Annotated in this window: 24 protein-coding genes; 15 read left to right on the forward strand and 9 right to left on the reverse strand. The window is 67.8% G+C overall.

Features of this window, described 5'->3' with window-relative positions; translation table 11 throughout:
* Positions 1-410, forward strand: a 410-nt coding sequence (locus tag MRY84_RS16250) for an IPTL-CTERM sorting domain-containing protein (protein ID WP_291506744.1), incomplete at its 5' end; no start/stop codon positions are given.
* Positions 411-446: 36 nt separating this feature from the next.
* On the opposite strand, the gene MRY84_RS16255 is transcribed toward MRY84_RS16250, so the two are convergent.
* A complete protein-coding gene (locus tag MRY84_RS16255) occupies positions 447-1412 on the reverse strand; it encodes a LytTR family DNA-binding domain-containing protein (RefSeq protein ID WP_291506745.1) in 966 nt (321 codons plus the stop codon).
* A 182-nt stretch (positions 1413-1594) separates the two neighbouring features.
* Here MRY84_RS16255 and MRY84_RS16260 point away from each other — a divergent pair, with 182 nt between their 5' ends.
* Together MRY84_RS16260 and MRY84_RS16265 are read left to right on the forward strand one after the other, a co-directional pair.
* Positions 1595-2815, forward strand: a complete 1221-nt coding sequence (locus tag MRY84_RS16260) for an acyltransferase family protein (RefSeq protein ID WP_291506746.1) — start codon at positions 1595-1597, stop codon at positions 2813-2815.
* Between the two features lie 11 nt (positions 2816-2826).
* Positions 2827-3321, forward strand: coding sequence for a GNAT family N-acetyltransferase (locus MRY84_RS16265; protein WP_291506747.1), 495 nt, complete (start codon positions 2827-2829; stop codon positions 3319-3321).
* 13 nt (positions 3322-3334) lie between these two features.
* Here MRY84_RS16265 and MRY84_RS16270 read toward each other — a convergent pair whose 3' ends face one another.
* From MRY84_RS16270 to lplT, 3 genes are all read right to left on the reverse strand, one after another.
* Positions 3335-3823, reverse strand: coding sequence for a glutathione peroxidase (locus MRY84_RS16270; protein ID WP_291506748.1), 489 nt, complete (start codon positions 3821-3823; stop codon positions 3335-3337).
* A gap of 66 nt (positions 3824-3889) precedes the next feature.
* Positions 3890-4789, reverse strand: coding sequence for a DMT family transporter (locus tag MRY84_RS16275; RefSeq protein WP_291506749.1), 900 nt, complete (start codon positions 4787-4789; stop codon positions 3890-3892).
* Between the two features lie 276 nt (positions 4790-5065).
* Positions 5066-6370, reverse strand: coding sequence for a lysophospholipid transporter LplT (lplT, locus tag MRY84_RS16280; RefSeq protein ID WP_291506750.1), 1305 nt, complete (start codon positions 6368-6370; stop codon positions 5066-5068).
* A 152-nt stretch (positions 6371-6522) separates the two neighbouring features.
* Between lplT and alr the strand changes: the two genes are divergently transcribed.
* On the forward strand, positions 6523-7638 hold the full coding sequence (alr, locus tag MRY84_RS16285) for an alanine racemase (RefSeq protein ID WP_291506751.1): 1116 nt from the start codon (positions 6523-6525) through the stop codon (positions 7636-7638).
* Positions 7639-7930: 292 nt separating this feature from the next.
* Positions 7931-8827: a hypothetical protein gene (locus tag MRY84_RS16290; protein ID WP_291506752.1), complete on the forward strand. Its 897-nt coding sequence runs from the start codon at positions 7931-7933 to the stop codon at positions 8825-8827.
* Positions 8828-8934: 107 nt separating this feature from the next.
* On the opposite strand, the gene MRY84_RS16295 is transcribed toward MRY84_RS16290, so the two are convergent.
* Positions 8935-9384, reverse strand: coding sequence for a MarR family transcriptional regulator (locus tag MRY84_RS16295; RefSeq protein WP_291506753.1), 450 nt, complete (start codon positions 9382-9384; stop codon positions 8935-8937).
* Between the two features lie 68 nt (positions 9385-9452).
* On the opposite strand from MRY84_RS16295, the gene MRY84_RS16300 reads away from it, so the two are divergent.
* Complete coding sequence (locus tag MRY84_RS16300) at positions 9453-10265, forward strand: siderophore-interacting protein (protein ID WP_291506754.1); 813 nt, start codon at positions 9453-9455, stop codon at positions 10263-10265.
* Positions 10266-10524: 259 nt separating this feature from the next.
* On the opposite strand, the gene MRY84_RS16305 is transcribed toward MRY84_RS16300, so the two are convergent.
* Entirely contained in the window at positions 10525-11412 is an 888-nt protein-coding gene (locus tag MRY84_RS16305) for a LysR family transcriptional regulator ArgP (RefSeq protein WP_291506755.1), read from the reverse strand.
* A gap of 77 nt (positions 11413-11489) precedes the next feature.
* On the opposite strand from MRY84_RS16305, the gene MRY84_RS16310 reads away from it, so the two are divergent.
* On the forward strand, positions 11490-12098 hold the full coding sequence (locus tag MRY84_RS16310) for a LysE/ArgO family amino acid transporter (RefSeq protein ID WP_291506756.1): 609 nt from the start codon (positions 11490-11492) through the stop codon (positions 12096-12098).
* Between the two features lie 73 nt (positions 12099-12171).
* On the forward strand, positions 12172-13752 hold the full coding sequence (locus tag MRY84_RS16315; protein ID WP_291506757.1) for an ABC transporter substrate-binding protein: 1581 nt from the start codon (positions 12172-12174) through the stop codon (positions 13750-13752).
* 199 nt (positions 13753-13951) lie between these two features.
* On the opposite strand, the gene MRY84_RS16320 is transcribed toward MRY84_RS16315, so the two are convergent.
* From MRY84_RS16320 to MRY84_RS16330, 3 genes are all read right to left on the reverse strand, one after another.
* The gene (locus MRY84_RS16320) at positions 13952-14575 is read right to left on the reverse strand and encodes a glutathione S-transferase family protein (RefSeq protein ID WP_291506758.1); all 624 of its coding nucleotides are present in this window, start codon (positions 14573-14575) and stop codon (positions 13952-13954) included.
* 86 nt (positions 14576-14661) lie between these two features.
* The gene (locus tag MRY84_RS16325) at positions 14662-15639 is read right to left on the reverse strand and encodes a 2-dehydropantoate 2-reductase (protein WP_291506759.1); all 978 of its coding nucleotides are present in this window, start codon (positions 15637-15639) and stop codon (positions 14662-14664) included.
* A 34-nt stretch (positions 15640-15673) separates the two neighbouring features.
* Positions 15674-16504 carry an HpcH/HpaI aldolase/citrate lyase family protein gene (locus MRY84_RS16330; protein ID WP_291506760.1) on the reverse strand — a complete coding sequence of 277 codons (831 nt, stop codon included), beginning with the start codon at positions 16502-16504 and terminating at the stop codon, positions 15674-15676.
* 212 nt (positions 16505-16716) lie between these two features.
* On the opposite strand from MRY84_RS16330, the gene radA reads away from it, so the two are divergent.
* From radA to MRY84_RS16365, 7 genes are all read left to right on the forward strand, one after another.
* Positions 16717-18096 carry a DNA repair protein RadA gene (radA, locus tag MRY84_RS16335; RefSeq protein ID WP_291506761.1) on the forward strand — a complete coding sequence of 460 codons (1380 nt, stop codon included), beginning with the start codon at positions 16717-16719 and terminating at the stop codon, positions 18094-18096.
* 61 nt (positions 18097-18157) lie between these two features.
* On the forward strand, positions 18158-18577 hold the full coding sequence (locus tag MRY84_RS16340) for a glycerate kinase (protein WP_291506762.1): 420 nt from the start codon (positions 18158-18160) through the stop codon (positions 18575-18577).
* A gap of 115 nt (positions 18578-18692) precedes the next feature.
* The gene (locus MRY84_RS16345) at positions 18693-19631 is read left to right on the forward strand and encodes a branched-chain amino acid transaminase (RefSeq protein ID WP_291506763.1); all 939 of its coding nucleotides are present in this window, start codon (positions 18693-18695) and stop codon (positions 19629-19631) included.
* 166 nt (positions 19632-19797) lie between these two features.
* Positions 19798-20004, forward strand: coding sequence for a zinc-finger domain-containing protein (locus tag MRY84_RS16350; RefSeq protein WP_291506764.1), 207 nt, complete (start codon positions 19798-19800; stop codon positions 20002-20004).
* Between the two features lie 3 nt (positions 20005-20007).
* Positions 20008-20823 (forward strand): glycosyltransferase family 2 protein, encoded by an 816-nt coding sequence (locus MRY84_RS16355; protein WP_291506765.1) that lies wholly within the window; start codon positions 20008-20010, stop codon positions 20821-20823.
* The gene (locus MRY84_RS16360) at positions 20820-22067 is read left to right on the forward strand and encodes an O-antigen ligase family protein (protein WP_291506766.1); all 1248 of its coding nucleotides are present in this window, start codon (positions 20820-20822) and stop codon (positions 22065-22067) included. Before MRY84_RS16355 ends, MRY84_RS16360 begins: the two co-directional genes overlap by 4 nt.
* Positions 22068-22259: 192 nt before the next feature.
* Positions 22260-23035, forward strand: a 776-nt coding sequence (locus MRY84_RS16365; RefSeq protein ID WP_291506767.1) for a glycosyltransferase, incomplete at its 3' end; no start/stop codon positions are given.

Raw genomic sequence — 23035 nt, forward strand, 5'->3', positions numbered from 1 at the left:
ATCCGAGCGCGGCGCAGTTTTGTACTGGTGCCGGAGTCGCCATCCGCCATGCGGGGTTGACGGGCCCCGCCAGCTTCGGACCCGGCGGCCTCCTCCAGGGCACAGGCAGCAGTACGGGGGATAACGTCTACATGGTGGGGGTGTTGGGAGAGCTCTACCTGCCCGTCGGGTATGTCTCGGGGGCGCCCCTGTCCGGTGCCAGCCAGTTCCCGGGCACCACGCTGGCGGCCATGGGGGTCACTCCCGGCACATACACCTGGACGTTCGGCGCCGGTCCCACCGCGGATTCGGTCGTGTTTGTGGCCGGGGGGGCACCGGTGGGCGTGCCCGCGACGAGTGAATTGGCTCTCGCGGCGCTGGCCGGATTGTTGGCCTGGGGCGCGCTGCCGGTGTTGCGGCGGCGCTGTTGAGTCAGGCACGGCCGGGGCGCGCGGGAATGCATGCTTTCACGGCGGGCATGTTGCCAGCGCCACGGTGCCGGTGAGGGCTGGCCGATAGCGCCGGCTGCACGGCACGCTGCTCCCATCCTTCATCACCAGGCGCGCGTCCCCGCTGTCCAGCGGCTCGATCACCGCGATGGCGTCCAGGTTGACTGCGTAGCTGCGGTGCACGCGCACGAATCGCGCGGGGTCGAGCTGGGTCAGGAAGTCCGTGAGCGTGGAGCGCAGCAGGTAGTCGTGTCCGTTCACGTGCAGGCCGACGTAGTTGGCCTGGGCCTGCAGCCAGGCGATGTCGCCCGCCGCGATCAGGAACTCCCGGCGTAGCTTGCGCACCAGGAAGCGTTCGGGACGCTGCTGCGGCAGGGCGGCGGGGGTTTGGGGCGCTGATGCCGGGGCTGCGGGCGCGGTGCGGGGCTCCGGCCCCGCCCGTGCTTGCGGCGAAGGCGGATCGGGGGCGTCCAGCACGCGCGCCTCTCCCTGCAGGCGCAGCAGAAAAAAGCGGTAGCTGACCAGCGCACTCACCGTGAGCGCGTAGCTGCGCACATCCTTCAAATACTCATAGCCCCATTGCGCCCACCAGCCGGGCGGCTGGTAGCGCTCGCCCAGGGCCGCGTAGCCTGCATGGCGCAGCGCCCACATGCCCGCCAGGTGCACGGTGCAGTAGGCCACGCTGCCCAGCACATGCCAGGGCAGATGGCGCCGCAGCGTGCCCCAGCGCAGCACAAAGCGCCGCTCGAAGGCCGCCACGGCCGGGATCAGCGCAGCCACCACCAGCGCGCTCGTCAGTTCCCACAGCAGGGGCTCCCACGCGGCCACGACCCGGCCGGCGCTGCGCAGTTCGATCCAGGTCACCACCGTGTTGAAGGACGCCTGTACCAGCAGCACCACGGCCCAGAAGCCGACCTCCGTGCGCCGCCGCAGGGCGCGGTCGTGGGGGTAGCGGTCGATCCAGGCGGGCGCGGGGGCGGTCATGGGGGCCAAGTGTAGGCAGGGGCGGGAGCTGCGGGACCCCCTTTGGCGCGGGGGGCGCTTCTTTTCGTCCCCACCGCCCGCCGCTGGTCCCACGGGCGCCCCGTGCCGTCCCGCCGGGGCGCCGCGCCACGGGTTGGGAAGGCAGCATTTGCCCCGCCGTATCCACCCGTCCGCCGTCTGCCATGTCTGCACCGTCCTGCGTCCCCGCCCCTGACCGCCGCCATGACATCGACGCGCTGCGGGCGCTGGCCTTTGCCCTGGTCATCATCTACCACGTGGCGATGTACTACGTGGCCGACTGGCACTGGCACCTCAAGAGCCCCCACGCGGCGGAATGGCTGCAGGCGCCCATGCGGGCGCTCAACCTCTGGCGCATGGACTTGGTGTTCCTGGTGTCCGGCCTGGCCTTCGGGTTCGTGCGGCAAGGGCAGACGGTGCCCAGGCTGGTGGTGCTGCGCAGCTGGCGCCTGCTGGTGCCGCTGGCTTTTGGCATGGCCATCGTCGTGCCCTACCAGCCTTATGCGCAGGGCGTCGCCAATGGGCTCATCGCGCCGGGCTTCGGCGACTTCCTGCGCCGCTACTACGCCGGCAGCACCTGGCCGGCGGGGGCGTTCGATGGCTGGGAGGCAGGCATCACCTGGAACCACCTGTGGTACCTGGCCTACCTATGGGTCTACACCGTGGTGCTGGTGGCCCTGCTGCCCTTGGCCGAATCCGCCGCCGGCCAGCGGGTGCGCCATGCCTTCACCCAGTTGAGGGGCAACGCGCTGGTGCTGTGGCCCGTGCTGCCGCTGGCGTTGTACTCGGCGCTGCTGTGGCCGAGTTTTCCACCCACCCACGACCTGATCCACGATGGATGGCTGCATACCGTGTACTTCACGGTGTTTGTCTATGGCTACTGGATCGGGCTGGATGCAGGCCTGTGGTCCGAACTCGTGCGCCTGCGATGGCGTACCCTCGGCCTCGCGTTGGGGCTGCTGGTGCTGTACCTCGCACTGCGGGATTGGGCACAGCAGCATGGCCTGCGCGCTGCGCGCGTGCCCCTGCACGTGCTGGCGGACGTGTACCTGTGGACGGCCCTGCTCGCCATCCTGGGCTGGGCCCACCATCGCCTCAACCGGCCCTGGCCCTGGCTGCGCTGGGCCAACGAATCGGTCTACCCCTGGTACCTGCTGCACCAGACGGCCATCATCGTGCTGGCGGTGCGGCTGGCGCCCGCGCAGCTGGGCCCGGTGGTGGAGCCGCTGGCCCTGGTGGGCGGGACGGTGGGGCTGTGCTGGGGGCTGACGGCGGTGGTGCGGCGTGTGGGGTGGCTGCGGCCCCTGTTCGGGTTGCCAGGCGCCCGAGTGGGGGCGACCGTCAGGGCGGGATCGCGCGCACGGGCGCTGCCGCCGGCGCGCTGACAATACCCGCCATGCCGCCCCGCGTACCTGCTTCTGTCTATCCGCCCTTGCTGCGGCCCGCGACCGATGCGGACTGCGCCAGCGTGGCCCGTGTCTGGCGCCGGGCCTGGTGCTCCGCCAATCCTTCTGCGGCATCGGTGGCACCGCCCGACCATTGGGAAGCAAGGGTCCGTGCGGAGTTCGGCCCACCCTGTGTGGCGCTGGTGGGCGCCGCTGGGGCAGAGGTCACAGCGTTCCTGGTGCTGGATGTGGCCCGCGCTTACCTGCACCAGCTGTTCGTGGATCCCTGCATGCAGGGCCAGGGCGTGGGGGGCGAACTGCTGCGTCAGGTGCATCGCCTGTGCCCGGGTGGCTGGACCCTGCATGTGGCCACCGGCAACCACGGCGCCCGGCGGTTTTACGCGCGCCATGGCCTGGTGGAGGAGCTGGTCGATACCCATCCTGCCACGGGCCGGGAGCGGGTGTTGTGCCGGTGGCCACCCACCCTGGCGGCTGCCGCAGACTGAACAGGTCAGTGATTCAGGCGGCCAGCGCCGCCTCGATATCCCCCGCCAGCTTCTTCGGCGCATCCTGCGGCGCATAGCGGCGGATCACGCGGCCGTCTTTGCCGACCAGGAACTTGGTGAAGTTCCATTTGATGGCCTTGCTACCCAGCAGGCCGGGCGCCTCGGCGGCCAGCCACTGGTACAGGGGCGAGGCGTTGGCACCGTTCACGTCGATCTTGGCCATCATCGGGAAGCTCACGCCGTAGTTGAGCTGGCAGAAGCTGGCGATCTCGTCATTGCTGCCGGGGTCCTGGTTGCCAAACTGGTTGCAGGGGAAGCCCAGCACCACCAGGCCCTTGTCGGCGTACTGTTGGTGCAGCTCTTCCAGCCCGCCGAACTGGGGTGTGAAGCCGCAGGCGCTGGCGGTGTTCACGATGAGCAGCACCTTGCCCTGGTATTGCGACAGGGGCACGGTCTTGCCGTTCATCTGCTGGGCTTCAAAGTCGTAGACGCTGGTGGGCATGCGGAACCTCCGGGGGGTGGGGATGACGGGCCATGGTAGCCCCGGATCTTGCGGGGCGTGCAAACTCTATCCATGGGCCGTGGCGCTGGGGCGGCGGAACTGCAGCGCTGCGAGCAGGGAGGCCAGCAGGATCAGCGCGCCGCCCAGCACGGTGCGGGGCGTGAGCGTGGCGGCGCCCAGCAGGGCTGAAGACACGCTGGCGAACATCACCTCCGACAGCATCACCAGCGCCGTGGTGCCCGCCGCCAGGCGGGCGGCGCCGAACTGCAGCGCCCAGTTGCCCAGCATCAGCACGCCGGCCAGCAGAAGACCGGTGGTGAGCCAGGTGGCGTTCACGGCCGGGAACGGTTCCACCACGCCCACCTGCAGCCCCACGCAGGCCACGCCCAGCGCCATCAGCATGCAGCCGCCAAACATGGTGAACATGCGCGCGGGTCCAGGAACGGCGTGCAGGCGCCGCAGCGTGACGTTGGTGAGCGCGAACATGAAGCCGCCCAGCAACGCCAGCCCGTCCGCCAGCGACAGGCTCTGCAGCAGACGCGATGCGGGCGCCCCTTCCGGCAGCAGCACCAGCACCACCCCCGTGAAGGCCAGCCCCAGCCGCAGCAGCGCCGATGCCGTGGGCCGCTCGCCCAGTACCTTCCAGGCCAGCAGCACCGCCCAGGCCGGCATCAGATAGAACAACAGGATCACGCGCACCACGTCGCCAATGGTCACGGCCCAGTTGAAAGCCACATTGTTCAGCCCCGAGGCCAGCGCCAGCAGCCACAGCTGCGGGTGCGCGCGCACCTGCTGCAAGATGCCCGGCCGCCAGGCCAGCAGCGCCACCAGCACCACGGCGTACATCGACGCCGTGGCCCACAGCGGATGCAGCCCCGCCTGGTGCATGCGCTGAAACGGCCACCACGCCAAGCCCCAGACGAAAGCGTTGAACAGCAGGGCAGCGAAGGGCAGGGGTGAATGCATTGAGAGTGAAAATAGGCTCTAGTGCTTGATAGATAAGCGCCAGAAGCTATAGATTATGTAGCAATCTGCGCCAAGTGACGCGGCGCCAAAAACTGGCACGCTTTCCCCGCCAGTGCACCCGTGGAACTGGCTCTGCCAGGCCACTGGGTGCGTCCCCCTCCGGGGGAAGCGGCGCAGCCGCTCAGGGGCTTCCGGGAATACCGTGGAACTGGCTCTGCCAGGCCACAGGGGTGCGTCCCCCTCCGGGGGAAGCGGCGTAGCCGCTCAGGGGGGCTATCAGTGATGCGTGTCGTGCCGCGCGATGTGCAGCAGGTGCTCCACCTCTTCGCGGTAATGCGCGCAGTTGTTCTGGTGCCAGCGCTGGATCAGCCACATCACGCCCGCCACCACGAGGCCGAAGGCCGTGATCGCGCCGAATACCGACAGCCCCAGCTTGAGCGACAAGCTGTAGAACGCCCCCAGCGCCAGGATGCAGGCCTGTTCGTTGAAGTTCTGCACGGCAATCGAGCGGCCCGCGCCCATCAGGTTGTGGCCCCGGTGCTGCAGCAGTGCATTCATGGGCACCACCAGGTAGCCGCCCAGGCCGCCCAGCACGATGAGAAACGGAATGGCCACCCAGATGTTGCTGATGAACACCATCAGGATCAGCAGCAGCCCCATGGCGATGCCCAGCGGGATTACTTTGGTGGCCATGTCCAGGCGCATGCGCATGGAAGCCACCACCGCGCCCACGGCCGTGCCGATCGCCACCACGCCCGTCAGGGCAGACGCCTGCGTGGTGTTGTAGCCCAGCGCCACCGCGGCCCAGGCCAGCACGATGAATTTCAGGTTGCCGCCCGCGCCCCAGAACAGGGTGGTGGTGGACAGCGAAATCTGCCCCAGCTTGTCGCGCCACAGGCGGCCGTTGCAGGCCCAGAAGTCGGGCAGCAGGCTCAGCGCGTTCGACAGCACGCCCCGGGCCGGGTCCGCGCGCAGGGGGCGCATCTCCACGCCGGTGTGCGGAATCCGCGTGTTGAACCAGGCGGCCAGCGCATACACCGCGATCAGCGCGGCGATGGCCGATTCGGCAGGGGTGTCCACACCCGTGTCGAGCAACGGGAAGTCAAAGCCCAGCAGCATGCCGGACAGGTGCTGGCCCACCAGCTGCCCGCCAAACAGAACGCCGAGGATGATGGACGCGATGGTGAGCCCCTCGATCCAGCCATTGGCCTTGACCAGCTGGGAGGCCGGAAGCAATTCGGTCAGGATGCCGTACTTGGCCGGCGAGTAGGCCGCAGCGCCCAGCCCCACCACCGCGTAGGCAATCAGGGGGTGCGAGCCGAACAGCATCATCAGGCAGCCCACCACCTTGATGGCGTTGCTCACGAACATGACCTTGCCCTTGGGCAACGCGTCGGCAAAAGCGCCCACGAAGGGCGCCAGCACCACATAGAACAGCGCGAACATGGGCACCAGCGCCGCGCGCTGCCACTCGGGGGCGCCCTCTGAGCGCAGGAGTTCCACGGCGGCGACGAAGAGTGCGTTGTCGGCCAGCGAGCTGAAAAACTGCGCCGACATGATGGTGTAGAAACCGCGCTTCATCGAATGGCTGTGGCTGCATCAGTTCGGCTGATGCCCTGTTAAATGTGGGGACCCTGGCAAGTGACGGACGGTTATATCACGCGGATAAACGGCCGCGGTGCCAGAATCCTGCGCGTATTCCCCGGTAAATCCCTGCCCAACTGGCCCTTCCCATGCCCCGTCCCATCGCCGCCACCATCCACACCGCCGCCCTGCACCACAACCTGAATCGCGTCCGGCAGGCGGCGCCCGACGCCAAGGTCTGGGCCGTGGTCAAGGCCAATGCATACGGCCATGGCATCGAGCGCGCATACGAAGGCCTGCGCGGCGCCGACGGCTTTGCGCTCCTGGACCTGGCTGAGGCCGAGCGCGTGCGCCACCTGGGCTGGCGCGGGCCCATCCTGCTGCTCGAGGGCGTGTTCGAACCGCGGGACCTGGAGCTGTGCTCGCGCCTGGGCCTGTGGCATGCGGTGCATTGCGACGAGCAGATCGACATGCTGGCCGCCCACAAGACGCAAGTGCCGCACCGTGTGTTCCTCAAGATGAACTCGGGCATGAACCGCCTCGGGTTTGCGCCCCAGCGCTTTCGCGCGGCGTGGGCGCGGCTCAACGCATTGCCGCAGGTGGACGAGATCTCGTTCATGACCCACTTCAGTGATGCCGATGGCCCCCGGGGCGTCGCCCACCAGCTGGACGTTTTCAACACCGCCGCCCAGGATTTGCCGGGCGAGCGCACGCTGAGCAACAGCGCCGCCACCCTGCGCCATGCGGCGGACGCGCGCGTGCGCGCCGACTGGGTGCGCGCCGGCATCGCGCTGTACGGCAGCGCCCCAGACTACCCGGAGCATGATGCCCGCCATTGGGACATGCGCCCCACCATGACGCTTGCCACCCGCCTCATCGCCACACAGCAGCTGCAGGCGGGCGACACCGTGGGCTATGGGTCGCGCTTCACGGCCGAAGGGCCGCTTTCCATCGGCGTGGCGGCCTGCGGCTATGCCGACGGCTACCCGCGCCATTGCGACACCGGCACCCCGGTGCTGGTCAATGGCGTGCGCACGCGCCTGGTGGGGCGGGTGAGCATGGACATGATCACGGTGGATCTCACGCCGCTGCAGCAGGCGGGTGTGCCCGTGGGCTTTGGCAGCGAGGTCACGCTGTGGGGACAGGCCAGCAACGGCACGGTCCTGGGCGTGGACGAGGTGGCCAGCGCCGCAGGCACCGTGAGCTGGGAGTTGCTCACCGCCCTGGCCCAGCGGGTGCCGGTTTCGGTGGACGGCATCGGCTGATCCATCGACAAGTTCACATCCGGCGGGGCGGCGTGCAGCCCCCGCGCGGCAAATTGGTGTGAAATGGCGCCGCGTCGGCACGCTAGGGGACCTCAGCACGAATCGAGCGGCAAGTGGGCACTGCGGATCGGGATGACTGCAAGGCGCAAAACGCAGCAATAGCCGTAGCTATTGCGAGTATTTGCAACGCCGCAGACCGCCTGAGTCCGCAGATGCCCACGGCGCGGTGGTTCGTGCCGAGGTTCCCTGGACGGTCGGCTGCAATCCTCATTCCACCGCAGGCGTTCCCTCCATGGCCACTTCCCGCAGCGACCGCAACAGCAAGAGCAACAGCAACAGCAACTCCAGCAAGAAGAAGACCTCCACCTGGCGCTCCGTGCGCATGCCGCACCACGGCACGGTGGCGCGCACCCTGCAGCAGCGCTACAGCCTGCGCTGGCATGGGCTGCTGATCGGCAGCTTCACGTTGCTGCTGATGTGGTGCACCTCGCATGTGCAGATGCTGCTCGGGGTGGAGTCGCTGGCGCTGCGGTATTTCGTGACCCTCTCGGTCGGCTACCTGGGGTACCTGCTGGTGCTGCGGGCCTGGGCGGCACGGTTGTTACGGTCGGACCGGGACACAGGGGGCGATGGCAGCAGCCTGGATGTGCCCGATGTGTCCTGGCCCAGTGGTTCTTCGTCTGGCGGCGGTGGCCAGGTGCCGCTGCCGCGCACGGGCGGCGGTGATTTTGGCGGCGGCGGCGCATCCGGTGACTTTGGCGGTGCGTGGACGCAGGGGCTCTCCAGCGGAGGCTCCAGCAGCGATGCCAGCGTGCTGGGCGACCTGGCCGGTGGTGCGGTCGACGCCATTGGCGGCTCGGACGAAGGCGCTGTGGTGGTGGTGCCGGTCGTGGCAATTTTTCTCATCGGCGCGGCGATCATCTTTGGCGCGGGCTCGCTGGCCATGCTGTTCTTTGGATGGGACGTGCTGCTCACGGTGGCGGTGGAGATCGCCTTCTCGGTGGCTACGGCGCGCGCCGCCGTGGGCGTGGAGCGCGAGGGCTGGCTCTCGGCCGCCGTGCGCCTGACCTGGAAGCCGCTGCTGGGTGCCCTGGTCTGCGCCGTGGTGCTGGGCGCCACCATCGACCATTTCCTGCCCGGCGTGCAATCGCTGCCCCAGGCGGTGCGGGTGATACAGGGTGCCCTGTGATTCCGAGGGCCAGCCGCGCCCACTGGATTTGAATTTGCTATTGTTTTAATAGCTGCATGCGCTGTCGTAATAAGCACTGGAGGCTGGTCGTAACAAGTTCCGGGTGGCTATTCCGCTTTGCCAGCCGCCTCCACATGGCTGCGCACCTGCGCCAGCAGGGCGAGCAACTGGGCCTGGGTAGCCTTGCCGCAGCCAGCCAGCAGCGAGGCGGCCACATCCCGGCGGGCATTCCGCAACGCTCCGTGCAGGGCCATTCCTTGGGCGCTCAGGCGCAGGCAGCGGCTGCGTTTGTCCTCGGCATTCGGTGCGCTTTCCAGCCAGCCTTTGTCCTGAAGCATTGCCACCATGCGCGCCACCTGCGCCTTGTCGGCGCCGCTGTGCGACACCAGTTCGCGCTGCGTGGTGCCGGGGTGGCGGCCAACGAACATCAGCGCCCGCACTTCGTTGTGCGTCAGGTCGGGGTGGATGGCGGCCATGGTGCGCACCATGTGCGCCCGGTAGACATGCAGCAGGTCGTGCATGGCTTCAAAGACATCGGCGGGTGCGTGGGTGGTCATGGCGATATGTGGTTGACAAAATCAACCAATGCGCAGATCATTGGTTGATTAAATCAACATTTTAAGCCATGAACGCACCTCTGCCTACCGCCACTCCCCCGGTTGACGCCGCACACCTTGCCGTCGAACGCGTCCGCCACCCCTTGCGAGCCCGCCACCTCCAGGTGGTGCGGCGCACCGCCGTCAGCCCCGGTTTCGTGCGGCTGACCCTGGCCGGGCCCGAGCTGGCCGGGTTTGTGAGCGCGGGGTTTGACGACCATCTCAAGCTCATCCTGCCCCAGCCGGGCCAGGAGCGCCCCTCGCTGCCGTCCCTGCAGGACGGGCGCCCGGTTTTCCCCGATCCGCGCCCCGTGCTGCGTGACTACACCCCCGCACGTTATGACGCCGCCACGGGCGAGCTGGACATCGAAGTCGCCCTGCACGACGCAGGCCCCGCCACTGACTGGGCCGCCAGCGCCGCCGTCGGCCAGTGGGTGGGCATTGCCGGGCCGCGCGGCAGCATGGTGGTGCCCACCGGGTTTAAATGGCACTGGCTGCTGGGCGACGAAACCGCGCTGCCCGCCATCGCCCGCCGCCTGGCCGAGCTGCCCGCCAGCGCGGTGGCCACCGTGCGCATCCAGCTGGGCAACCCGGCCGACCAGCGGGTGTTGGCGAGTGCGGCGCAGGTGGATCTGCAATGGGTGAGCGCGCTGCCCGGCGCCGTGGAAGCGCTGGCGCTGCCAACCGGCGCCGGGTTTGTCTGGGCAGCTGGCGAACACAGCGAGATGGCCGCCGTGCGCCGCGCCATGCTCGCCAAGCCGGGTGTGGACGCCAAGCGCATGCGCATCTCTGCCTACTGGAAGCGCGGCGCCGCCGATCACCACGAAGACTTAGTCCAGTGAACCTGAGAAATCGGCGGTACGTGAGTACCTAGCCGCCCCGCATGCTAGGCGGCGGGCGCAGCCGGGTTGTATACCCGGCGAGCACGGCAACGACGCATGCGGGGCGGCTAGGCACTCACCCAAAGGGCTGGGGCCCCACGAGTCGCAGTGCAGCGTTGCAGTCCTTGTCAAGGCGGCCAGCCTTGACTGCGGCCTGCGCCTCGCCCCGCACCCCTTGGAGCCCCGGCGTACCGTCGATTTTTCAGGTTCACTGGACTACTCAGCGCAGCAGGGTAAGCCCCGCCGCCTGCTGCACTGCGTCGGTCATGTGGTGCAGCGCCTGCACGTTCAGCCGCCAGGATTGCCAGTACAGCGGCACATCCACCGGCTTGCCCGGAATCAGCTCGACCAGCGTGCCAGCCTCCAGGTCGTGCTGCACCATCGGGTCGGGCGTCATGCCCCAGCCCAGCCCGGCCCGGGTGGCCATGACAAACGCGTGCGCCTCGGGCAGCCAGTGCACGGGCGGCGTGAGTTTGCGGCGCGTGATGCGCCCCACGAACCTGGCCTGCAGCGCATCCTTGCGGTTGAACACCAGCATGGGCGCCGTTGCCAGCGCAGCAGCGGTTACCCCTTGAGCAAAGTAGCGCTGCATGAACGCGGGGCGGGCCAGCGCCCGGTAGCGCAGCGTGCCCAGCGGGAGCACCTTGCAGCCCTGCACGGGTTGCGGGTCGGCCGTCACGGCGGCCATCACGCGGCCTTCGCGCAGCAGGTTGGCTGAATGGTCCTGGTCCTCCACGTGGATGTCGAAGGTGATGTTCTGGTCCTGCGCGGCGCGTGCCATGGCGTGCGGGAACCAGGTGGCCAGCGAGTCGGCATTGACGCCAATGGCCAGGCGCGTGGACGTGTGCTGCCCACCGCCAATGGTGGCCAGCGCGTCGGACTCGCTCAGTGCCACTTCGCGTGCATGCCGGTACAGCGCCTGCCCGGCTTCGGTGGGTGTGCAGGGCGTGGCGCGGCGCACCAGCACCTGGCCCACGCGTTCTTCGAGCAGCTTCACACGCTGCGAAACCGCCGAGCGGGTGACGTGCAGCACGGCAGCCGCGCGCTCGAAGCTGCCCTCATCAATGACGGTAGCAAAAGCGTGGAGCTGGGCAGAGTCAAGGTGCATGTGGCGTAAGCCATTCTGACGGATCGTTAAAAAGTATAGCTGGCGTCACCTGCCCGCGATCCCCACAATCCACGCCCATGAGTTCCACAGCCTTTCTCCACGGATTCACTTCGACGGCCATCTTGATCATGGCCATTGGCGCGCAGAACGCCTTCGTGCTGCGCCAGGGCCTGCGGCGCGAGCACGTGCTGCCGGTGGTGCTGGTGTGCGCGCTGTCCGATGCGGTGCTGTTGCAGGCGGGGGTGTGGGGCATGGGCGGGGTGCTGCTGGCACGGCCCGAGTGGGCGCTGTTCATGCGTTGGGCGGGGGCGCTCTTCCTGGCCGCTTACGCCGTGCAGGCCGCCAGCCGCGCGCTCAAGCCCGGCCAGTTGCTCGTGTCCGCCAACGGGCCGGGGGCGAGCGTGCGCACCACCGTGCTCACGGTGCTGGCGCTGACCTGGCTGAACCCGCATGTGTACCTGGACACCGTGCTGCTGCTGGGCACCATGGCCACCCCGTATCCCACCTGGGGCCGGGCCACCTTTGCCGCCGGGGGCTCGCTGGCCAGCGCCCTGTGGTTCCTGGCCCTCGGGTTTGGTTCGCGCTGGCTGGCACCCTTGTTTGCCTCGCCCGGGGCGTGGCGGGTGCTGGACGCGGGCACGGCCGCCACGATGGTGGCTTTGGCGGCGGCAATGGTTCTAAGCTAAGAAGGACAAGTTCGTTACACGGAGAAGCGACTTGCGCCATAGTGGGGGACTGACTGACCTGGAGTGATTCCCCATGCGTTTCAAGACACTTTTGCTCGCGGCCGCCCTGGCCACGGCGCTCCCGCTGGCCGCGCAGGCCAAGACCTTCCGCTGGTCCCGATCGGTGGATATTTCCACCTGGGACATCCACACCCAGAACGTGGGCGTGAACAACACCATGCACGGCGCGGTGTACGACACGCTGGTCGAATACAACAGCAAGACCTTCAAGCCCGAGCCTTCGCTCGCCACCGAGTGGAAGCTGGTCAAGCCGACGCAGCTGCGCCTGACGTTGCGCAAGGGCGTGAAGTTCAGCGACGGCAGCGAGTTCACGGCCGACGATGCCAAGTTCTCGCTGGAGCGGGCCAAGGCCAAGACGTCCAACTTCGCCGTGTACACGCAGGGCATTGACCGCGTGGAAAAGGTCGATGCCTACACCATCGACATCCACTCCGACCTGCCCAACCCGGTGCTGGTGAACCAGCTGACCGAGCTGCGCATCATGAGCCGCGCCTGGGCCGAAAAGAACAAGTCGGTCGAGCCCAAGGACATCAAGACGAAGGACGAAACGTACGCCCACCGCAATGCGCTGGGCACCGGCCCCTACCAGCTCCAGCAGTGGACGCCCGACCAGCGCGTCGTGCTTGTGCCCAACCCCCACTGGTGGGGCAAGGGCAAGTACCCCACCAACCTGACCGAGATCATCTACACCCCCATCAAGGCCGACGCCACGCGCACGGCGGCGCTGCTGTCTGGTGAGATTGACTTTGTGATCGACCCCAGCCTGCAAGACCTTGCACGCATCAAGCAGACGCCCACCCTGCAGGTGCTCGAAGGGCCGGAGTACCGCACCATTTTCCTGGGCCTGGACCAGTTCCGTGACGAGCTGCCGGGCTCGGATGTGAAGGGCAAGAACCCGCTCAAGGACCTGCGCGTGCGCAAGGCGCTGTACCAGGCCATCGACATCCAGTCCATCCAGCGCGTGGTGCTGCGCGGCCTGGCCCAGCCTACGGGCACACTCATCGCCAACCAGGTCAACGGCTGGACCAAGAAGGCCGATGTGCGCTGGCCCTACGACCCCAAGGCCGCACAAAAGCTGCTGGCCGACGCGGGCTACCCGAACGGGTTTGAGGTGGACTTTGCCTGCAGCGCGGGCCGCTATATCAACGACGAGCAGCTGTGCCAGGCCATCACCTCGCACTGGGCCAAGGTGGGCGTCAAAGCCAAGCTGCGCTCGCTGCCGTTTGCCACCTACTTCCCGATGATCCAGCGCAACGAAGCCAGCATCTACCTGCTGGGCTGGGGCGTGCCCACGTTCGACGCGTTCTACAGCCTGCAGTCGCTGGTGCGCTCGCCCGGCGCGGGTGGGGATGGCAACTTCAACCTGGGCCGCTTCTCAGACCCGCAACTCGATGCGCTGATCGAGCGTGTGAAGAAGGAAACGGATGCCACCACGCGCAACAGCCTGATCGAGCAGGCGCTGATCAAGGAGCATGAGCTGGTGTCGCACATCCCGCTGTACAACCAGGTGATTCCGTGGGCGGGGACGAAGAAGGTGGAGATCATCCACCGCGCGGACAACCGCATTGACTGGCGCTACTTGAAAGTGAATTGACTGTGGTGGGCGGCGCTTCAGCGACCGCCGGGCCCCCGTTTTTCATCCACCCCATCCGTCGGGCTGAGCTTGTCGAGCCCTGCGCAGCGTTTCGACAAGCTCAGCGTGAACGGTAGCAAGGGATGCTGGCACCGGTCTCCCCTGGAAAAGCCCTGCACATTGGCTGCGGGGCTTTTTTTGATGGCGATGGCCGAACGCGTCAGGCCAGCGCGCGCTGCACGGCGGGGCGCTGCAGCATGCGCTGCGTGTGCGCGAACACCTTCGGGAACTGGGCAATGTCCACGCCGTCGCTGTGCAGCCAGGTGCCGATGGTGAACAGGTAGCCGTCGGCGACGGTGTACTGCTCGCCCATCACCCAAGGGCCCTGTTCCGCCTGGGGCAGGTAGTGGCTTTCGATGAGGTGGAAGCACTCCGTCATGTTCTGCGGCACCTTGCGCTGCATCGCCGCCTGTGCCTCGGGCTCGTCCGCCCAGCGACCGGCGCGGGGGCGGTGGGCATGGGCGATGTGCACGGTGGACGCGAGGTAGCTGTGAAACTCCTGCAGGCGCGCAAAGCCGTGCGGGTCGGCGGGGGCCAGGCGCGCGTCGGGAAAGCTTTGCGCCACATAGGCCAGCAGGGCGGGCGTTTCCGTGAGGGTGCCGTGCGGCGTGGCCAGCGCGGGCACGCGGCCCTTGGGGTTGATGGCCAGGTACTCGGGTGTGCGCTGTTGGCCCGCTGCGAAGTCCACGCGCACCAGCTGGTACGGCGCGCTGGCCTCTTCCAGAGCAATGCGAACGGCCTGCGCGCAGGTGCCGGGGGTGTAGTAGAGCGTGAGGGTGGTCATGGTTGATTTGCTATTGATTTGCTATTGATTCGGTAGCTATTGGCGCTTGATAGGTAAGCGCTGGGGGCGATTCTGTTCAAAAATTCTCAGTAGAGATTCCGGGTGCGCGCCATCAGGCGCACCAGGCCCAGCAGGGCGTCGGTGTGGGGCGTGGGCGTGTGGGTGATCTGCCCCAGCTCATGCACCGCGCCGACCAGCGCGTCGATCTCCAGCGGCTTGCCCGCCTCCACGTCCTGCAGCATCGAGGTCTTGAACGCGCCCAGCTTGCGCGTGACAGCGTGGCGGTCCTCGGGCTGCTGGTCGATCGGCAGGCCCAGCTTCGCGCCGATGGCCTTGGCTTCGAGCATCACGGCGCTCACGAAGCCCCGCACCAGGTCGTCGTCGAGGATGCGATCGGTGGTGGCGCCGGTGAGCGCGCTGATGGGGTTCATGGTGAGGTTGCCCCAGAGCTTGAACCAGATGTCCTTCTGGATGCAGCTGCTCACCTCCACATCGATGCCACCGCGCTGCAGCATGTCAGCCAGCGCTTGCAGGCGCGCGCTCTGGCTGCCGTCCGGCTCGCCCACGATGAGCCGGTTTCCGAAGTGCTGGCGGACAAAGCCCGGTGCCTCCAGCGAGCAGCTGGTGTGCACCACGCTGCCCACCACGTTGCGCGATGGGATGGCCTTGGCAATGACGCCGCCCGCGTCCACGGATGCGAGCGCATGCCCCTGCGCTGCGCCGCCAAAGCCGTCGAGGAACCACCATGGCACGCCGTTCATCGCGGTGAGCACGATGGTGTCCGGCCCGATCAGCGGCGCCATCGCGCGGGCCACGTCGGGTAGCCCTGGGGCCTTGACGGCGACCACAACGAGGTCTTGCACGCCGAGTGCGGCGGGGTCGCTGTGGGCCGTGACGGCCACTTGCACCAACGTGCCATCGGCGCGCCGCATGCGCAGCCCATCGGCTTGCAGGGCGCGCAGCGTGTCACCCCGCGCCACCATGCTGACGGTGTCACCCGCCTGCGCCAGGGCCACGCCCAGCCAGCCGCCGATGGCGCCGGCGCCGTAGATACATGCTTTCATGGATGTCTGTCCTTGGGTCCGAAAGAAAAATGACTCAGTAGCCTGCGGGCCGGGCGGGGGCGGCGTCGGTCGCGATGCGAAAGCGTGCCAGCAGATCCTGCGCAGCGCTGGCCAGCAGCATGGTGTCCACGCCCACGGCCACAAACAGCGCGCCGGCCGCCAGCCACTGGCGCGCCTGCGACTCGGTGGTGGCCAGAATGCCCGGCGCCTTGCCCGCGCGCAGGATGCGCGCGATGCCGTCATGGATGGCGGCCTGCACGTCGGGGTGGCCAGGGTTGCCTGTGTGGCCCATGGACGCGGACAAATCGGCGGGGCCGATGAACACGCCGTCCACGCCGGGTGTGGCGGCAATCGCATCCAGGTTCTGCAGTGCCTGTACCGTCTCGGCCTGCACCAGCAGGCAGACCTGCTGGTTGGCCTCGTGCACATACTGCGGATAGGCCTGCCAGCGCGACGAACGGGCCAGCGGGCTGCCCATGCCGCGCACCCCGTCGGGCGGATAGCGCATGGCGCGCGCCAGCTGGTGTGCCTGCGCAGGTGTGTCCACCATGGGCACCAGCACGGTCTGCGCCCCCAGGTCCAGCACCTGCTTGATGAGTGCCGTCTCGCCCACCGGCACCCGCACGATGGGGTGCGGCGCGGGCACGCCCGGTGGCAGGGCGCTGGTGGCACTGGCGATCGCCTGCAGCTGGTGCAGCATGGAGCGCAGGTCGTTGGGCGCATGTTCGCCATCGATCAGCAGCCAGTCGTAGCCCGTGCCGGCGAGGAGTTCCGCGCTGTAGGCATTGGCCAGGCCCAGCCACAGGCCGATCTGGGTGTGGCCTTGGGCCAGGCATTGCTTGAAAAGGTTGGTGGGAGTTTGCAAGGGGAAGCCTCCGAAACGCGCGACCAAATCCGCCATCCTACGGGCACTGGAGGTGGCTCGCCGGCTTGGTCGCTATAGTCGGCTCCCCCACCTGGGAGAGCCTGCGTCACTCCGCGCGGTTGGCGATAGCGCGGGCCCCGGTCGTCCGCACCACCACCGACTCGCGAGGGCCATGCAGGCATTCCTTGCGCACCACTGTTTCAATACCCGCCATGGCCAAAGAAAAAACCACGTTCACCTGCACCGAATGCGGCGGCACCAGCCCCCGCTGGCTGGGCAAATGCCCGTCCTGCGGCGCGTGGAACACGCTGGTCGAGCAGGTGGCCGAGGCCGCGCCGGGCAAGAACCGGCTGAGCGCGCCACAAGGCTATGCGGGCATCGCCCACGCGCAGCCCGTGATGCCGCTGGCCGCCATCGAGGCCCAGGACGTGGCGCGCACCCCCAGCGGCATCGACGAGCTGGACCGCGTGCTGGGTGGCGGCATCGTGGAAGGCGGCGTGGTGCTCATTGGGGGCGATCCGGGCATTGGCAAATCGACCCTGCTGCTGCAGGCCATGGACGCGCTGCAGCGCGTGGGGCTGCCCACGTTGTATGTGACGGGTGAAGAGAGCGGTGCGCAGGTGGCGCTGCGCTCGCGGCGCCTGGGCATCGAGGGCAGCCAGGTGCAGCTGCTGGCCGAAATCCAGCTCGAAAAGATCCTGGCCACGGTGGACGCCACGCAGCCCGCCGTGGTCGTCATCGACTCCATCCAGACCACCTACTCCGACCAGCTCACCAGCGCGCCGGGCTCCGTCGCCCAGGTGCGCGAATGCGCGGCGCACCTCACGCGCATGGCCAAGGGCACGGGCATCGCCGTCATCCTGGTGGGTCATGTGACCAAGGAAGGCGCGCTGGCCGGCCCGCGCGTGCTGGAGCACATGGTGGACACGGTGCTGTACTTCGAAGGCGACACGCACAGCCAGTTCCGCCTGGTGCGCGCCATCAAGAACCGCTTTGGCGCTGTCAACGAAATTGGCGTGTTCGCGATGACCGAAAAGGGCCTCAAGGGCGTGAGCAACCCCAGCGCCATCTTCCTCTCCCAGCACAGCGAGCCCGTGCCCGGCAGCTGCGTGATGGTGACGCTGGAGGGCACGCGCCCCATGCTGGTGGAGATCCAGGCCCTGGTGGACAGCGGCGGTCCCAGCCCCCGGCGCCTGTCGGTGGGCCTGGACAAGGACCGGCTGGCCATGCTGCTCGCCGTGCTGCACCGCCATGCCGGCGTGGCCTGCATGGACCAGGACGTGTTCGTGAACGCCGTGGGCGGCGTGCGCATCAGCGAGCCGGCCGCCGACCTGGCCGTGATGCTGTCCATCACCTCCAGCCTGCGCGGCAAGCCTTTGCCCCGGGGTTTCATCGCGTTCGGCGAAGTGGGCCTGGCTGGCGAGGTGCGCCCAGCGCCCCGCGGGCAGGAGCGTCTGAAGGAGGCCGCCAAGCTGGGCTTCAGCGTGGCCGTGGTGCCCAAGGCCAATGCGCCCAAGAAGCCCATCGAGGGCCTCACCATTCACGCCGTGGAGCGGGTGGAGGAAGCGATGGATGCGGTGCGCGGGTTGTAGGCTGGGCTCTACGCAATACCCGCAGCCGCGCACGGCCGAGGCCGTAAGACAATCCCCGCCTATGAATCTGCGCAATATCCTGGTGCCTGTGGGGGCAGTGGCCCTGATCGGTTTTGGTTTCACAGCCTACGGCTGGCCCGGTGTGGCGGCCGTGGTCGGCGGGCTGGTGATGTGGGCCCTGCTGCATTTCACCCGTTTGGTGAACGTGATGAAGAAGGCCGCCAACCGCCCCATCGGCTATGTGGCCAGCGCCGTGATGCTCAATGCCCGGCTGGCCCCGGGGGTGAACCTGATGCATGTGGTGGCCATGACGCAGGCGCTTGGTGAGTTGTTGTCCGCCGAAGGGGCCGACCCCGAGATCTACCGTTGGACCGATGGCACCCGCTCGCACGTGACTTGCGAGTTCCACCGGGGCAAGCTGGTGAAATGGACGCTGGTGCGCCCCGAAGCCGAGGGCGCCACCCCGCCCCCGGACGCATGAATTGCAGGGCCTGATCCGGCGGCTTTGCTGCGCTGCACCCTGGTGCGCGGGATTCCGGCCTGCTGCGGCCCCGTAAAATCCCGGTTTTGCGACCCACAGCAACCAAAGGATTCCCATGAGCCCCGTAGTTCCCTCGATGGCCGACCGTGACGGCAAGATCTGGATGGACGGCCAGATGGTCGATTGGCGAGACGCCAAGATCCACGTGCTGACCCACACCCTGCACTACGGCTGCGGCGCCTTCGAAGGCGTGCGTGCCTACAACACGGCCCAGGGCACGGCCATCTTCCGCCTTGAGGAACACACGGAACGCCTCTTCAACAGCGCCAAGATCCTGCGCATGAAGATTCCGTTCACCAAGGAGGAAGTGAATGAGGCCCAGAAGACCGTCGTGCGCGAAAACAAGCTCGAATCCTGCTATCTGCGCCCATTGACCTGGATCGGCTCGCAAAAGCTCGGCGTTTCGCCCAAGGGCAACCAGATCCATCTGATGGTCGCCGCCTGGGCTTGGGGCGCGTATCTGGGCGAAGAGGGCATGAAGCGCGGCATCCGCGTGAAGACCAGCAGCTACACGCGCCACCACGTCAACATCACCATGACGCAGGCCAAGGCGGTGAGCAACTACACCAACTCCATCCTCGCGAACATGGAAGCGCTGGACGACGGCTACGACGAGGCCCTGCTGCTCGACAGCTCCGGCTTCGTGTCCGAGGGCGCGGGCGAGAACATCTTTGTGATCAAGAACGGCGTGATCTATACGCCCGACCTGTCGGCCGGCGCGCTCAACGGCATCACCCGCAACACGGTGTTCCACATCGCCAAGGACCTGGGCCTGGAGATTGTGCAAAAGCGCATCACGCGCGACGAGGTCTACATCGCCGACGAAGCCTTCTTCACCGGCACGGCCGCTGAAGTCACGCCCATCCGCGAGCTGGACCGCATCGAGATCGGCGCCGGTTCTCGCGGCCCCATCACCGAAAAGATCCAGAGCGCCTTCTTCGACATCGTGAACGGTCGCAATCCGAAGTACGCCCACTGGCTGACCAAGGTGTGACCCACCCCCTGAGCCGCTGCGCGGCTTCCCCCTTCTCTCGGCGGCGCCGGGAAGGGGGAGGACGACGCCAGCGGCCGGGCCGAGCCCGTTCCACGCCGTCTGCAGGCCTGGAACGTGCCAGTTTCAAGCATTGCCTGCGCGGGATGCGCCAAGGAGAAAAATACCGATGTCACAAGCTACCGTTGAACTGCTGGCCAAGGACCTGAACGCCCAGGGCGGCGTCTTCTGCCCCAGCCCCAAGGCCGACATGAAGATCTGGAACACCCACCCCAAGGTGTACCTGGACGTGGCCCGCACGGGCGAGGCCAAGTGCCCGTATTGCGGCACCGTGTACCGTCTCAAAGCGGGCGAACACGTTCACGCTGGTCATTGATTGATGCCAGCTGCAGGAGGCGGCGCGCGGCCGCCCACGTTGACCGTCGCGGTGCTGACCCACAACGAGGCGCACCGCATTGAAGCCTGTTTGAAGAGCGCCGCCTTTGCCGACCAGCTGCTGGTGGTGGACAGCGGCAGCACCGACCAGACCGTCGCCCTGGCGCAAGCTCTGGGGGCCGAGGTCCACAGCCACCCCGACTGGCAGGGCTTTGCCGTGCAGCGCAACCGGCTGCTCGCCCATGCGCGCGGCGACTACATCTTCTTCCTGGATGCTGACGAAGTGATGACACCCGCGTTTGCACAGGAACTGCAGGCCATCGTGCGCTCGGGCGAGCGGGCCGTGTGGAAGATCCGCTGGCGCATGGTGGCGTTCGGGCACGAACTCAAGTACTTTCGCTCGCAGTCGCAGATCGAGCGGCTGTTCGTGCGCAGCATGGTCCATGAGTTCACGGGCGTGGTGCATGAGCAGGCGCAGCTGCACCCGCAGCCCGGTGGCGGCGCCGTGCCGCGCCGGTTGATCCGCGCCCGGCTGCTGCACTACTCGCGCACCACCGTGCGCGGCAGCCTGGAGAAGCTGACGCAATATGTGATGCTGGGCGCCGCCAAGCGGGCCGAGAACGGCAAGCGCGGCGGCGTGCTGCGCGGGCTGGCCTCGGGCACGTCGATGTTTGTGCGGTTGTACATCTTCCGCCTGGGCTTCCTGTGTGGCGGCGCGGGGTTCCTGTACTGTCTGTTCGTGGCGCTGGAGGGGTTTTTCCGGTACGCGGCGCTGCACTACGACCGGGACGGCCTCGACGGGCGGGTGATCCGCGGATGAAGTCCTACCGCTGGTTTGGGCGCTGCGCAAGCGCCGGTGCATTCATGGTGCCGGGGCTGGCCTTGTGGTTGCCCTCGGGCTATTCCTACGGTGCTGTGCTGCTGCTGCTGGCGGCATTGGCGAGTGCGCCGGTATGGTGGCGGCGCCCGGCCCCCCCGGCGGCGTGGTGGCTCACGGCCGCGTTCTCATGCATGGCCGCGCTGTGGCTGCTGGACGTGGGGGCCGCCTGGGGCTGGGGCAGCATGGACCGCCCCGCCAAATACCTTCTCGCGCTGCCGTGCATCTTCTACCTCATGACCTTCGAGCCGCGTGCGTCGTGGCTGTGGATGGGCGTGGCAGTGGGGGCCGTGGGCAGCGGGCTGGTGGGGCTCTACCAAGCCCTGGTACTGGCGCTACCGCGCGCCAACGGTTTTACCAACGCGATCCAGTACGGGAACCTCAGCATGCTGCTGGCCGTGATGAGTGGCTTGCTGCTGGTGGTGCAGTGGAAGCGCTGGGTGCTGTGGCAGCGGTGGCTGCTGGTGGCCGCCATTGTGTTGGGTGGAACGGGCTCGGTGCTGTCGCAGTCGCGCGGCGGCTGGCTTGCGCTGGTGCTGCTGCTGCCCGTCTGCGCCTGGCTGCTGGTGCGCACCACCGGCCAGCGGCGTGTGTACTGGGGCCTGTGTGCCATCGCGCTGGCGGCAGCCGCCTTGTCGCAGGTCCCTGCCGTGGAGCAGCGCGTGGACGAAGCGAGGCACGAAATGCAAACCTACCAGCAGCAGGGTGACGGCCGCAGTTCGGTGGGCCAGCGCCTGGCCCATTGGAAGCTGGCCTGGCAGATGGGCTGGGACCGGCCGCTCACCGGCTGGGGCCGTGCCGGCTACGAGGCTGAGAAGGCGCGCCGCGTGGCCGCGGGGCTGGCGCACCCGGTCGTGCTCGAATTCAGCCATGCGCACAACGAGGCGCTGGATCTGTTCGCCAAGCGCGGGTTGCCCGGCGTCCTGCTGCTGCTGGCCTTCTATGGCATCCCGCTGGTGATGTTCTGGCCGACGGCTCACCGCATCCGCGACGGCGCGGGCAAGATGGACCGCGAATCGCTCTCGCTGTGCCTCATGGGCGTGCTGCTGCCGCTGTCGTACATAGGCTTTGGCCTCACGCAGGTTTTCCTGGCCCACAACAGCGGCAACATGTTCTACCTGTTCATGTGTCCGCTGCTGCTGGCGGCCCTGCACGAGCGGCGCGCGCGCATTGGTTGCGGAAGGTAGGTAGATGGAACACCCCCCTGAGTCGCTTCGCGCCTTCCCCCCGCTCTCGCAGAGCTGTGCTCTGCGGGCAGGGGGACGCAGCCCTCGCTGCGGGGCGGCCCTTGCTCGGCTGCCCTGGCACGGGCCGCGCCAGTTTCGTGGGCTGCGCGTGCTATGTGGTGCCATGGGCTCCTGAATCGAGAGGCATTCTTCATGCACATCCTGCTGGTCAACAACTCCCCCATCCCCGTGTACGGCTACGGCGGCACCGAGCGTGTGATCTGGGACCTGGGCAAGACGCTGGTCCAGCTGGGCCACCGCGTGAGCTACCTGGTGCCCGAGGGGTCCACCTGCGACTTCGGGCAGGTGCTGCCCATTCGGCCTGACGAGCCCTGGGAAGGCCAGATCCCGGCCGATGTGGATGTCACCCACTTCCAGTTCAACCCGCGCACCGAGCTGGCCAAGCCCTACCTGGTCACCGAGCACGGCAATGCGCGCAAGCCCAAGCCGCTGCCGCTGAACACGGTATTCCTCTCGCGCGACCACGCGGCGCGCTATGGCTCCACCGAGTTCGTCTACAACGGCCTGGACTGGAACAGCTACGGCCCGGTGGACTTCCAATCGCCGCGCCCGCGCTACCACTTCCTGGGCAAGGCCGCCTGGGGCGTGAAGAACGTGCGCGGCGCCATCAAGGTCGCCAAGATGGCGGGCGTGGAGCTCGACGTGCTGGGTGGCGACCGCATCAACTTCAAGCGCGGCTTCCGCTGGACCTTGTCGCGCAAGATCCACTTCCACGGCATGGTGGGCGGGACGCAGAAGACGGGGCTGCTCAACGCCTCGCGCGGGCTGATTTTTCCGGTGCGCTGGCACGAGCCCTTCGGCTTGGCCATCATTGAAAGCCTGTACTTCGGCTGCCCTGTGTTCGCCACGCCCTATGGCGCGCTGCCGGAGCTGGTACCGCTGCACTGCGGCGTGCTGTCGGCCGAAGC

The sequence above is a fragment of the Acidovorax sp. genome (assembly GCF_022763525.1).
Lineage (GTDB): Bacteria > Pseudomonadota > Gammaproteobacteria > Burkholderiales > Burkholderiaceae_C > Acidovorax.

Bases quoted from the DNA above. Each gene is read 5' to 3' on its own strand.
- alr (WP_291506751.1), top strand. From the start codon at position 6,523: ATGCCCCGTCCCATCGCCGCCACCATCCACACCGCCGCCCTGCACCAC.
- MRY84_RS16255 (WP_291506745.1), bottom strand. From the start codon at position 1,412: ATGACCGCCCCCGCGCCCGCCTGGATCGACCGCTACCCCCACGACCGC.
- MRY84_RS16315 (WP_291506757.1), top strand. From the start codon at position 12,172: ATGCGTTTCAAGACACTTTTGCTCGCGGCCGCCCTGGCCACGGCGCTC.
- lplT (WP_291506750.1), bottom strand. From the start codon at position 6,370: ATGAAGCGCGGTTTCTACACCATCATGTCGGCGCAGTTTTTCAGCTCG.
- MRY84_RS16355 (WP_291506765.1), top strand. From the start codon at position 20,008: ATGCCAGCTGCAGGAGGCGGCGCGCGGCCGCCCACGTTGACCGTCGCG.
- MRY84_RS16320 (WP_291506758.1), bottom strand. From the start codon at position 14,575: ATGACCACCCTCACGCTCTACTACACCCCCGGCACCTGCGCGCAGGCC.
- MRY84_RS16260 (WP_291506746.1), top strand. From the start codon at position 1,595: ATGTCTGCACCGTCCTGCGTCCCCGCCCCTGACCGCCGCCATGACATC.
- MRY84_RS16350 (WP_291506764.1), top strand. From the start codon at position 19,798: ATGTCACAAGCTACCGTTGAACTGCTGGCCAAGGACCTGAACGCCCAG.
- MRY84_RS16290 (WP_291506752.1), top strand. From the start codon at position 7,931: ATGGCCACTTCCCGCAGCGACCGCAACAGCAAGAGCAACAGCAACAGC.
- MRY84_RS16275 (WP_291506749.1), bottom strand. From the start codon at position 4,789: ATGCATTCACCCCTGCCCTTCGCTGCCCTGCTGTTCAACGCTTTCGTC.
- MRY84_RS16345 (WP_291506763.1), top strand. From the start codon at position 18,693: ATGAGCCCCGTAGTTCCCTCGATGGCCGACCGTGACGGCAAGATCTGG.
- MRY84_RS16265 (WP_291506747.1), top strand. From the start codon at position 2,827: ATGCCGCCCCGCGTACCTGCTTCTGTCTATCCGCCCTTGCTGCGGCCC.
- MRY84_RS16270 (WP_291506748.1), bottom strand. From the start codon at position 3,823: ATGCCCACCAGCGTCTACGACTTTGAAGCCCAGCAGATGAACGGCAAG.
- MRY84_RS16310 (WP_291506756.1), top strand. From the start codon at position 11,490: ATGAGTTCCACAGCCTTTCTCCACGGATTCACTTCGACGGCCATCTTG.
- MRY84_RS16325 (WP_291506759.1), bottom strand. From the start codon at position 15,639: ATGAAAGCATGTATCTACGGCGCCGGCGCCATCGGCGGCTGGCTGGGC.
- MRY84_RS16340 (WP_291506762.1), top strand. From the start codon at position 18,158: ATGAATCTGCGCAATATCCTGGTGCCTGTGGGGGCAGTGGCCCTGATC.
- MRY84_RS16360 (WP_291506766.1), top strand. From the start codon at position 20,820: ATGAAGTCCTACCGCTGGTTTGGGCGCTGCGCAAGCGCCGGTGCATTC.
- MRY84_RS16305 (WP_291506755.1), bottom strand. From the start codon at position 11,412: ATGCACCTTGACTCTGCCCAGCTCCACGCTTTTGCTACCGTCATTGAT.
- MRY84_RS16295 (WP_291506753.1), bottom strand. From the start codon at position 9,384: ATGACCACCCACGCACCCGCCGATGTCTTTGAAGCCATGCACGACCTG.
- MRY84_RS16300 (WP_291506754.1), top strand. From the start codon at position 9,453: ATGAACGCACCTCTGCCTACCGCCACTCCCCCGGTTGACGCCGCACAC.
- radA (WP_291506761.1), top strand. From the start codon at position 16,717: ATGGCCAAAGAAAAAACCACGTTCACCTGCACCGAATGCGGCGGCACC.